This window comes from Microcystis sp. M53602_WE12, assembly GCF_030065455.1.
In the GTDB taxonomy this organism is placed as follows: Bacteria; Cyanobacteriota; Cyanobacteriia; order Cyanobacteriales; family Microcystaceae; genus Microcystis; species Microcystis aeruginosa.
Map to the genome: position 1 here is coordinate 1 of NZ_JASJFB010000313.1, position 6,504 is coordinate 6,504.

Below are 6,504 nucleotides of genomic sequence, written 5' to 3' on the forward strand. Positions count from 1 at the left end.
CGACGTGGTTTTAATCTCTGGTTTCGATGGTGGGACCGGTGCCTCACCCCAAACCTCGATTAAACACGCGGGTTTACCCTGGGAGTTGGGACTAGCAGAAACCCATCAAACATTGGTGTTAAATAATCTTCGCAGTCGCATTGCGGTGGAAACCGATGGCCAGATGAAAACCGGGCGCGATGTGGTGGTGGCAACCCTATTGGGGGCCGAAGAATTCGGTTTTTCCACCGCGCCACTGGTAACGTTGGGCTGTATTATGATGCGGGTTTGTCATCTTAATACCTGTCCGGCGGGGGTAGCGACCCAGGATCCGTTATTACGGAAGAATTTCATCGGGGATCCTGAATATACGGTGAATTTCATGAAATTTATCGCCCAGGAAGTGCGGGAAATTATGGCCGAATTGGGATTCCGCACCTTAAATGAAATGGTGGGGCGAACTGATGTATTAGAGCCGAAACAGGCGGTAGAACATTGGAAAGCGAAAGGAATTGACCTAACTCCGATTCTCTATCAACCGGAGGTAGCTCCAGAGGTAGGACGCTATTGCCAGATTCCCCAGGACCACGGTTTAGATAAGTCCTTGGATATAACCGTTTTACTGGATTTATGCAAGGATGCCATTGAAAAAGGCGAAAAAGTCAAGGCGACACTACCGATTAAAAATATTAACCGCGTGGTGGGGACGATTTTAGGCAACGAAATCACTAAACGTCACTGGGAGGGTTTACCCGAAGATACCGTACATCTCCATTTTCAGGGCAGCGCGGGGCAAAGTTTCGGTGCTTTTGTTCCCAAAGGGGTGACACTGGAGTTAGAAGGGGATGCCAATGATTATGTGGGTAAGGGTTTAAGCGGTGGCAAAATCATCGTTTATCCGCCCAAAGGTTCCACTTTTGTGGCCGAGGATAATATTATCATCGGTAATGTGGCTTTATACGGCGCGACCAGTGGTGAGGTGTATATTTCTGGGGTTGCTGGGGAACGTTTTGGGGTGCGTAACTCTGGGGTGACTACGGTGGTTGAGTCCGTTGGCGACCACGCTTGCGAGTATATGACGGGGGGTAAAGTCGTTGTTTTAGGGCCCACCGGTCGCAATTTCGCCGCCGGAATGAGTGGTGGTGTCGCCTACGTCCTCGATGAGTCGGGGGATTTCGCCACTCGTTGCAATACCCAAATGGTAGCTTTAGAGGCGCTAGAAGGGGAAGAAATCAACGATTTACGCGAGTTAATTCAACGCCATGCTGATTACACCCAAAGTCAAAAAGCAGCCCTGGTTTTAGCAAATTGGTCGGAAATGTTGCCCCAGTTTGTTAAAGTAATGCCCAAGGATTATAAGCGGATGTTGCAGTGTATTAAAGAGGCGTTAGATTCCGGTTTAACCGGCGATTCTGCTCTCGATGCGGCTTTTGAAGCCAACGCCCGCGATGTGGCAAGGATTGGCGGTAGTTAGAGGTTAAGGGGGCTGAATAAGCCCCCTTTTTTTCAATAGACAAGTTAAAATAGAGGGTAGATGTTGTTTATAGACCTAACTCCTGTCATTCCAATGGACACACAAAACAATTTTCTCACCTTTGAAATTTTTGCATTTGACACTTCTAATCAATCTCATATCAAAACTCCTGATAATTTAGTCTATCTTCTCGCCTCGAATAATTCATTTTGGAATGGAACACCACAAATAGATTGTAACAGTCGCCAAATCAAGGATAATTTTATAGAAATTACAGTAAATCCAATTAAATTTGATCAAGACAGCAAAGATAAATGTATTACAGGTTTTTCAATTGTTGTAAAGGGAGAATATGGTTGTTTAGAACCTCAACGTATTCCAATTTTAAAATTTTTCAAAGACCAAAAATTAGAAAAACTGGATATAGTAAAAGACGAAATTTCTGAACAGATTGCTAATCAAATTTATCCTTGTATTAATCGTGTGGAACGCCGTTTAAGAGACTACATAACGAAATTCATGACAACCAAGATAGGAGTGGATTGGTGGACAAAGGTATCCACCCAAGATTTTAGAAAGAAAGTTGATCAGAGAAAAAATAATGAAAAAGAATTTGCAAGCCATATTGACAATCAACTCTATCTGATAGATTTTGATGATTTAGGTTCGATTATATACAAGCTTTCATCTGGTTGTACAACCAAAGAGGATTTAATTAAAGAAATTGATAGGCTTGAAGAAACTCCCGAAGCAATTCGTAAATTAAGAGAAAAAATTAAAAGCAACGGTGATAAGTTTTTTAAGGAATCATTTAAAGACAGAAATTTTCAATCTAATTGGGAGAAACTGTATAAAACCAGAAACAAAGTAGCTCATAATAATCTTTTTACCCAAAAGGAGTTGGACGAAGCCCAAAAAATATACCAAGACTTAATTCAAACAATCAAGAACGCGGAGCAGAAACTTGAAGGACTGATATTAACTACTGAAGAAGTAGGATTAATACAAGAAGAAGCAAATTCTATAGAAGATAGACAATATCCCATCGAAAAATTGATGGATATAGTAGGAAAGTTACCATCCAAAAAATTGATGGCTCCATTAAGAAAGTCACCATCCAAAAAGATGGATCTAGTAGGAAAGTTACCATCATGCCATTCTCTTATCACTCCTTCTGGCTTAAACTTAAGACGAATGAAAACCGAAAAATTGATGGATGCATTAAGAAAGTTACCATCCGAAAAATTGATGGATCTATTAAGAAAGTCACCATCTGACGGGTTCTTCGGTTTGTGCTATGCAATGGACGGAGTTATAAGGGATGAAACCCTTATAGAGAAGGACATTGATGCGATTTTGTCAATTGTTTTCGATCTAGAACGAACTAATCAATAGAACTCTTGCAAGATAAGGATTTAGTCGATTTATGCCACCCTTTAGGAAGTTGATGGGTGCTGCTACTGAGTCGGGATTCCTTGAGTGTGTAACACAGCAGAGTATGGCTATCGATTAGACATTTCAAGGCAGATACTCCGCGAAGTCTTGTAAGTGTTCTTTATCATCGGCTTAATTTTGCCAGTGGGAAATTATTATCGGTAATTAACAATTCTTCCCCTAGTTTGAGATTGTATATCAGTTCGGGCAGTTTGGCTTGAGCTTCTTGGAGAGAGACAATCATAATTTTACGGCAAGCGGGAAGATGAAAGGACTTTCTAGGCCGATAATACTAAATCCGTTGAGTAACGCACAGAAAACGGGTTTCTCCGAGAAACCCGTTTTCTACTCATGCAAAAATAACCAGATTTGTTATAATTTCTCGATTCTAACTGATCGACGCAGAGAAGGGATAGGCGAACCGAAAACCCTCTCCATTAAGGACTCGTGTTAAACTGATTAATCATGCTGGTGTCTAGAAGCGACCTATGCCAAACTTAACCTTAAGCAACGAACAAGTAATCGAATTAGTCAAACAACTCCCCGAAGCACAGCAACAGGAAGTTTATAAAATTCTCATCCTCAGTCAGTGGAGACAGTTGGAACCAGTATTTAACGAAGGAGCAGAAAGAGCTAGAATCGTAGCCAAAGAACGCGGCCGTGATTGGGATACTATGACCGAAGACGAGAGAGAAGAATTTATCGATGAAATCGTTCACGAAAAATAGTGACCTATGTAGTTGTTTTTGATACAAATATATTAATCTCTGCTTGGCTGTCTAAAAGCAGCCCTACATTTTCCTGCTTATCGTTAGCGAAGACGGGATCGGTATCTTCAGTAACCTGCCAAGAGATTTTAGACGAATTAACCGAAAAACTTCAGCAGAAATTTCAAATATCTGAACGGGGACTTAGAGAATATATCGCGGAAATTCGTCAATTTTCTAGCCTTGTTCCGATAACAAGACAACTGAGAGCGGTTCCCAACGATCCCGATGACGATATGATCATAGAATGTGCAATCGCTGGCAAGGCTACCCATATTATCACGGGAGACAAACATCTTCTTTCACTGGTTGAATATCAAAATATTCAGATCGTGAAAGCAAAAGACTTTTTGGACTTTTTAGATCGAAATAATAACCATGAATTATGAACTTTACTCAATGGGATTTTATTAAAAGATATTCGCGAAGCAAGATTATCCGCAGGAGACGTGGGGACATTGGTAGAAAAACATCAAATCGAGGGATTAGAAACCGGGTATAGTGTCGAATTTTTCGATAGGTTGGGAAAAACGATTACTGTTGTCACCCTGCCCGAAAATTCCCTCCGTTTCCCCACCCACGAGGATCGACCTTGACTCTACAGGACTGATATTTTCCCATCTTTAGCAGAATATCGGCATCTAGAAGAGGGTGCGATCGCACGGCAGTTATAGTTGAGAGGGTGTGTTACACTAGCCTTAAGGCACTGTGTAGGCCGTAATCGAATTACTTCTCAACAATCCATTATGATAAAAAATCTACGAGTTAGTTATGATGGAATGGTTTTCCGTCCCGAAGAAAAGATTGAATTAGAACCCAATACCCATTACATCATCCAAATTATTTCTCGGGAAGATCCACTAGAAAATAACCATAAAAATGCTTGGGAACTGTTAGAAGAAATGGCTGGCACCTATGAAGCTCCAGAAGATTGGTCAAGGGAACACGATCATTATTTATATGATACTCCCAAAAGAAATATAAGCGATGAATAAGTCCAAACTTTTTTTAGATACGGTCTTTATCCAAGCAATTCTCAATCCTCATGATCAATATCATCAAATTGCTATGCAGTTCCTCCCCTATGTAAAAAATGCAACAGCAGTTTGGGTTACTGAAGCCATTTTTATGGAGGTTGGTAATGCTCTTAGTCATTACAATCGTCCTAAGGTTTCTGCCTTTATCAAGCAATGCTATCAAACCGATAATTTATTCGTTGTTACTATCACTTCTACTCTTTTTCAAAAAGGCTTAAAGCTCTACGAATCAAGATCTGATAAAAGCTGGGGATTAGTAGATTGTTTTTCTTTTATTGTTATGGAAGAAAATCAAATTACCGACGCTTTAACTTCAGATGTTCATTTTATTCAAGCAGGTTTTCAAGCTTTACTACGATAATTAATTAGCGATCACCATTTAGTTAAAGATATAATTTTACGGCAAGCGCGAAGATGAAAGGATTTTCTAGGCCGATAATTTCTCGATTCTAACCGATCGAAGCCCGGAAGGTGTAGGCGAACCGAAAACCCTCTCCATTAAGGACTCGTGTTAAACTGATTAATCATGCTATTGTCTAGAAGCGACCTATGCCGAACTTAACCTTAAGCAACGAACAAGTAATCGAATTAGTCAAACAACTCCCCGAAGCACAGCAACAGGAACTATTTAGATTCCTCATCCAGCGTCAGTGGGGAAATATGGAAGCTATAACCGATTACGGAAGCCAACAGGCAAAAATCGTCGCAGCAGAACGCGGCTACGATTGGGATACCATGACGGAAGACGAAAGAGAAGAATTTATCGATGAAATCGTTCATGAGAAGTAGTGATTTATACTGTTGTCTTCGACACAAATATTCTCATATCTGCTGCGCTTTCTAAAAGCGGTAGCCCGAATAGTTGTTTTTCCCTAGCCCAAAGCAAACTGATTCGATCGGTCACTTGTCCAGAGATTTTAGGCGAATTATCCGAAAAACTTCTACTAAAAATCAAATTTCCTGAAGAACGAGTTAGAAAATACATTGAGGAAATTTGTGATGCTTCTAGCATTGTTTCTATAGGTGGAACACTTAGAGCCGTTCCCAATGATCCCGATGACGATATGATCATAGAATGTGCGATTGTTGGCAATGCGACCCATATTATCACGGGGGACAAACATCTTCTTTCACTGGTTGAATATCAAAATATTCAGATCGTGAAAGCAAAAGACTTTCTGGACTTTTTAGATCGAAATAATAACCATGAATTATGAACTTTACTCAATGGGATTTTATTAAAAGATATTCGCGAAGCAAGATTATCCGCAGGAGACGTGGGAAATTGGTAGAAAAACATCAAATCGAGGGATTAGAAAGGGGTTATAGTGTCGAGTTTTCCGATAGGTTGAGAAAAACGATCGCCCTACCAAAGACGTTGAATACCGTACCGATCTAAAATAGTATCTACACTAATAATCGGAATATTTTCAACAATGGCTTGAGCTACCAGAAGGCGATCAAAGGGGTCTTTATGATAAAAAGGAAGGGTGATCAGCGCATCCGTATGTTCTGGTGTGATGGCAAGGATATTAAATTGATATTGATTAAGGCATACGTCGATAAAATCTTTGTAAGATTGATGTAAAATGAGTTTACCGATACTGATTTTGATGGCGATTTCCCAATAGGATGCTGGGCTGATTAATATTTCGTTATTTTGGTTAATAATTAGGGTTTGCTGAATAATGGTAAAACCCTTTTAAAATAAGGCTTTTGACCTGTTAAAATCCGATGTTCATGCTGCGAAAATCCGATTGGGACTCTCAAAAACCTTGCATTATCCCTCTCGTAGTACATAAATTGGTACAAA

Annotated in this window: 12 protein-coding genes; 10 read left to right on the top strand and 2 right to left on the bottom strand. The window is 40.2% G+C overall.

Annotation, left to right across the window (positions count from 1 at the left end):
- Nucleotides 1-1,453 (top strand): GltB/FmdC/FwdC-like GXGXG domain-containing protein (locus PX482_RS11145; protein ID WP_288122447.1); only part of this gene is annotated, 1,453 nt, incomplete at its 5' end.
- A gap of 93 nt (nt 1,454-1,546) precedes the next feature.
- Complete coding sequence (locus tag PX482_RS11150; RefSeq protein WP_287662640.1) at nt 1,547-2,848, top strand: Swt1 family HEPN domain-containing protein; 1,302 nt, start codon at nt 1,547-1,549, stop codon at nt 2,846-2,848.
- A gap of 163 nt (nt 2,849-3,011) precedes the next feature.
- On the opposite strand, the gene PX482_RS11155 is transcribed toward PX482_RS11150, so the two are convergent.
- The gene (locus PX482_RS11155) at nt 3,012-3,131 is read right to left on the bottom strand and encodes a type II toxin-antitoxin system Phd/YefM family antitoxin (protein ID WP_002777099.1); all 120 of its coding nucleotides are present in this window, start codon (nt 3,129-3,131) and stop codon (nt 3,012-3,014) included.
- Nucleotides 3,132-3,375: 244 nt separating this feature from the next.
- Here PX482_RS11155 and PX482_RS11160 point away from each other — a divergent pair, with 244 nt between their 5' ends.
- The 8 genes from PX482_RS11160 to PX482_RS11195 all read left to right on the top strand — a co-directional run bounded on the left by PX482_RS11160 (nt 3,376) and on the right by PX482_RS11195 (nt 6,090).
- Nucleotides 3,376-3,615 carry a hypothetical protein gene (locus PX482_RS11160; RefSeq protein ID WP_052275296.1) on the top strand — a complete coding sequence of 80 codons (240 nt, stop codon included), beginning with the start codon at nt 3,376-3,378 and terminating at the stop codon, nt 3,613-3,615.
- Nucleotides 3,615-4,043: a putative toxin-antitoxin system toxin component, PIN family gene (locus PX482_RS11165; protein WP_288058357.1), complete on the top strand. Its 429-nt coding sequence runs from the start codon at nt 3,615-3,617 to the stop codon at nt 4,041-4,043. Before PX482_RS11160 ends, PX482_RS11165 begins: the two co-directional genes overlap by 1 nt.
- A 60-nt stretch (nt 4,044-4,103) precedes the next feature.
- Complete coding sequence (locus PX482_RS11170; RefSeq protein ID WP_284525956.1) at nt 4,104-4,250, top strand: DUF4926 domain-containing protein; 147 nt, start codon at nt 4,104-4,106, stop codon at nt 4,248-4,250.
- Between the two features lie 150 nt (nt 4,251-4,400).
- Nucleotides 4,401-4,649, top strand: a complete 249-nt coding sequence (locus PX482_RS11175) for a hypothetical protein (RefSeq protein WP_002738017.1) — start codon at nt 4,401-4,403, stop codon at nt 4,647-4,649.
- Nucleotides 4,642-5,052 (top strand): type II toxin-antitoxin system VapC family toxin, encoded by a 411-nt coding sequence (locus tag PX482_RS11180; RefSeq protein ID WP_002750647.1) that lies wholly within the window; start codon nt 4,642-4,644, stop codon nt 5,050-5,052. The genes PX482_RS11175 and PX482_RS11180 overlap by 8 nt, the downstream gene beginning before the upstream one ends.
- A gap of 188 nt (nt 5,053-5,240) precedes the next feature.
- Nucleotides 5,241-5,480 (top strand): hypothetical protein, encoded by a 240-nt coding sequence (locus PX482_RS11185; RefSeq protein ID WP_002750644.1) that lies wholly within the window; start codon nt 5,241-5,243, stop codon nt 5,478-5,480.
- Entirely contained in the window at nt 5,480-5,908 is a 429-nt protein-coding gene (locus tag PX482_RS11190; RefSeq protein WP_002763576.1) for a putative toxin-antitoxin system toxin component, PIN family, read from the top strand. The genes PX482_RS11185 and PX482_RS11190 overlap by 1 nt, the downstream gene beginning before the upstream one ends.
- Nucleotides 5,905-6,090: a hypothetical protein gene (locus tag PX482_RS11195; RefSeq protein WP_125731736.1), complete on the top strand. Its 186-nt coding sequence runs from the start codon at nt 5,905-5,907 to the stop codon at nt 6,088-6,090. The genes PX482_RS11190 and PX482_RS11195 overlap by 4 nt, the downstream gene beginning before the upstream one ends.
- Here the strand turns inward: PX482_RS11195 and PX482_RS11200 are convergent.
- A complete protein-coding gene (locus PX482_RS11200) occupies nt 6,058-6,381 on the bottom strand; it encodes a type II toxin-antitoxin system VapC family toxin (protein WP_331852486.1) in 324 nt (107 codons plus the stop codon). The two genes, PX482_RS11195 and PX482_RS11200, sit on opposite strands and share 33 nt — an antisense overlap.
- Between the last annotated feature and the right edge of the window lie 123 nt (nt 6,382-6,504).

Bases quoted from the DNA above. Each gene is read 5' to 3' on its own strand.
- PX482_RS11160 (WP_052275296.1), top strand. From the start codon at position 3,376: ATGCCAAACTTAACCTTAAGCAACGAACAAGTAATCGAATTAGTCAAA.
- PX482_RS11155 (WP_002777099.1), bottom strand. From the start codon at position 3,131: ATGATTGTCTCTCTCCAAGAAGCTCAAGCCAAACTGCCCGAACTGATA.
- PX482_RS11180 (WP_002750647.1), top strand. From the start codon at position 4,642: ATGAATAAGTCCAAACTTTTTTTAGATACGGTCTTTATCCAAGCAATT.
- PX482_RS11175 (WP_002738017.1), top strand. From the start codon at position 4,401: ATGATAAAAAATCTACGAGTTAGTTATGATGGAATGGTTTTCCGTCCC.
- PX482_RS11185 (WP_002750644.1), top strand. From the start codon at position 5,241: ATGCCGAACTTAACCTTAAGCAACGAACAAGTAATCGAATTAGTCAAA.
- PX482_RS11150 (WP_287662640.1), top strand. From the start codon at position 1,547: ATGGACACACAAAACAATTTTCTCACCTTTGAAATTTTTGCATTTGAC.
- PX482_RS11195 (WP_125731736.1), top strand. From the start codon at position 5,905: ATGAACTTTACTCAATGGGATTTTATTAAAAGATATTCGCGAAGCAAG.